Raw genomic sequence first — 3,037 nt, forward strand, 5'->3', positions numbered from 1 at the left:
ATGTCCGGCGGGCAGGCCACGCTGGTCCGTTTCGCGATCGGGCTCGCCGCGGTGCTGGCGCTCTTCCGGGCGCGGCCCGGGACGTTCCGGCCTCACCGCAAGGACCTGCTCTTCGCGCGGGGCCTCTTCGGCGGGATCGCGGCGCTGCTCTACTTCCTCGCCATCGAGCGCATCGCCGCGGGCGAGGCCACGCTGCTCAACAACACCTTCCCCATCTGGGCGGTGCTCCTCTCGCTGTTCGTGCTGAACGAGCGCCCGACGGTGCACCTCTGGATCGCGCTCGCGGTGGCGAGCGCGGGCGTGTGGCTGGTGCTGGGCGGCGGGAGCGTCCGCCTCGGCCTGGGCTGGGGCGAGGGGCTGGGGATCGTCTCCGGCGTGCTCGGCGGCGCGGCGGTGACCGCGATCCGCGCGCTCCGCGCCACCGACAACGCCCCGACCATCTTCTTCGCGTTCTCGGTGGGCGGGCTGGTCGTGTCGCTGCCGTTCGCGCTCGGCGCCTGGCCGTCCGCGCCGGGCGCCTACCTGGCGGCGCTGGGCGTCGGGGTGGTCGCGTTCCTGGCGCAGCTCTCCATGACCGAGGCCTACGGCGCGCTCTCGGTGCCCGAGGCGGCGCTCTGGCAGCAGCTCACCCCCATCGCCAGCTACCTGTGGGCGCTCTCGCTGGGCGAGCGGCTCTCGCTCGCGACGGTGGTCGGCGTGCTGCTCGGCCTCGGCGGCATCCTCTACGGCAGCCTGCTCGGCCACGCGCCGCGCGAGGCCCGGTCGCGCGAGGCGCGCCTGGCCGAGGGCCTGCCCGCTGAGGAGCCGTGACGCCCGAGCCCGCCGCCACGCCCGCCGCGCCGGCGCGCAGCCCGGGGTCGCCGCGCCCGCAGCCGCGCTGGCTCGCCCGCCTCGAGCTGCTCGGCGCGGCGCTCTCCTTCGGCCTCATGGCGGTGCTGGCGCGGCGGCTGTCGCGCGGCGGCGCGGCGTTCTCGGCCGGCCAGCTCACCGTGATCCGCTTCGTGGTGGGCGCGGCGGTGTCGCTGGTCGCGTTCCGGATCCGCCCCGGGCTGTACCGGCCGCACGACCTCCGCCTGCTGTGGACCCGCGGCTTCTCGGGCGGCATCGTGGTGGTGCTGTACTTCCTCGCGCTCGCGCGCATCCCGGCCGGCGAGGCCGGCATGCTCTACAACCTGTTCCCGGTCATCGCGACCGCGATGAGCATCCGCGCGTTCGGCGAGCGCCCCACCGTGCACCTGGTGCTGGCGCTGCTCGTCGCGACCGGCGGCGTGGTGCTGGTGCTGGGGAACGGGTCGCTCGCGCTCGGGATCGGGCCGGGCGAGGCGCTCGCGGTGGCGGCCGCGGTGTTCGCCGCGTTCTCCTCGGTCGTCATCCGCGCCATGCGGGCCACCGACAACGCGCCGACGATCTTCTTCTATTTCTGCCTGGGCGGGCTCCCGGTGGCGCTCCCGTTCGCGCTCGGCGCGTGGCCCACCGATCCCGTCGCCTGGGCGCTGGCGGCGGGGATGGGGCTGGCCGCGTACGCCGCGCAGGTGCTCATGACCGAGGCCTACGGCGCGCTCTCGATCGGCGAGGCCGCCGTGTGGCTGCAGCTCACGCCGCTCGCGCAGTACGCGCTCGCGGCGCTCCTGCTCGGCGAGCCGGTCAGCGCCGCGGGCATGGCCGGCATGCTGGTGGGGGTCGCCGGGGTGGCCTACGGCACGGTGCTCGGGCACCGGCCGCGCGCGCGGGGCGCCTGATCAGGCGGTCGCCGCGTGCGCGGGCAGGTCCGGCGCGGGCGCCGCGGCGGGCAGGGTGAAGCTCACCGTGGTGCCGGCCCCGGGCGCGCTCTCCGCCCAGATCCGCCCGCCGTGCGCCTCGACCAGGCCGCGCGCGATGGCGAGCCCCAGGCCCGAGCCGCGCCAGCGCGCCGCGCTGCCGCGCTGGAAGCGGTCGAACACGTGCGGCAGGTCGGCGTCGGGGATGCCCGGGCCGGTGTCGCGGATGCGGAAGACCACCGCCCCGTCCCCCTGCGCCTCGGCGGCGAGGCACACCGCGCCCTCCTCGGTGGCCTTCACCGCGTTCGAGGCGACGTTGCCGAGCACCTGCAGCACGCGGTCGCGATCGCACGCGACCGGCGGCAGGCCGGGCGCCGCGGACAGGCACAGGTCGAGCCCCTTCGCGCGCGCCGCCTCGCGGAGCTGGTCGGCCGCCTCGCCCAGCAGGTCGGCCGGGTCGCACGGCTCCGGCCGCATCGAGAGCCGGCCCTCCTCGAGCGTCTCGAGGTCGAGCAGGTCGTCGATGAGCCGGTTCATGCGGCGGCCGGCGGCGGCGAGCCGCGCGGCGGCGCGCCGGGCCTGCGCGGCGGCGTCCGGCCCGTCGGCCAGCCGCGTCAGCGCGGCGGCGCCCAGCGTCACCGCGGAGAGCGGCGTCCGCAGGTCGTGCGAGACGACCTGCAGGACCTCGTCGCGGTTGCGCACGGCGCGCCGCAGCTCGGTTACGTCGAGCAGCGTGGTGACCGCGCCGACCACGCGCCCCTCGCCGTCGCGGATGGGCGCGGCGCCGTTCAGCACCACCGCCTGCGTCCCGTCGAAGCGGTCGATCTCGACCAGCTCGCCCCCGACCGCCTCGCCGGAGCGGAGCGCGCGCTGCAGCGCCCAGTCGCCGGGCGCGAGCGGCGCGCCGGAGTCGGCCCGCCGCGCGCGCTGCTCGCGGTAGAGCGCGCCCGGCCGGAACGGCGCGCGCGAGCCCCAGATGCGCCGGGCCGCGTCGTTCGCCTGCACCACCTGCCCGCCGGCGTCGGCCATGAGCACGCCCACCGGCAGCACCCGCAGCACCGCCTCCAGCCGGCGCGGTCGGCCTCGACCTGCTCCCGGGCGCGGGACCTGCTCGGTCACCTCGGTGATCATCAGCACGAGGTCCCGCCCGCCGCCGCCGGACTCGACGGCGCGCACCGACCACCGCCACCAGGTCGTGCCCCGGGCGAACCCGTCGCTACCGGTACTCCTGCTCCTCGTGCGCGACGTCGCCGGCCGCCACCTCGCGCAGGAGCGCGACC

Annotated in this window: 3 protein-coding genes; 2 read left to right on the forward strand and 1 reads right to left on the reverse strand. The window is 77.4% G+C overall.

Annotated features, from left to right (window positions below; translation table 11 throughout):
- Together PSR1_RS22610 and PSR1_RS22615 are read left to right on the forward strand one after the other, a co-directional pair.
- On the forward strand, positions 1-810 hold an 810-nt coding region (locus PSR1_RS22610; RefSeq protein ID WP_059439561.1), incomplete at its 5' end, for a DMT family transporter.
- Positions 807-1,739, forward strand: a complete 933-nt coding sequence (locus PSR1_RS22615) for a DMT family transporter (RefSeq protein ID WP_059439562.1) — start codon at positions 807-809, stop codon at positions 1,737-1,739. The genes PSR1_RS22610 and PSR1_RS22615, both read left to right, overlap by 4 nt.
- Here the strand turns inward: PSR1_RS22615 and PSR1_RS22620 are convergent, their stop codons facing one another.
- Positions 1,740-2,888, reverse strand: a complete 1,149-nt coding sequence (locus PSR1_RS22620; protein WP_237758207.1) for a cell wall metabolism sensor histidine kinase WalK — start codon at positions 2,886-2,888, stop codon at positions 1,740-1,742. It abuts the gene before it with no gap.
- Positions 2,889-3,037: the final 149 nt, after the last annotated feature.

This window comes from Anaeromyxobacter sp. PSR-1 (assembly GCF_000964525.1).
In the GTDB taxonomy this organism is placed as follows: Bacteria; Myxococcota; Myxococcia; order Myxococcales; family Anaeromyxobacteraceae; genus Anaeromyxobacter.

Coding starts and splice junctions, on each gene's coding strand:
- PSR1_RS22620 (WP_237758207.1), bottom strand. CDS start 2,888: ATGATCACCGAGGTGACCGAGCAGGTCCCGCGCCCGGGAGCAGGTCGA.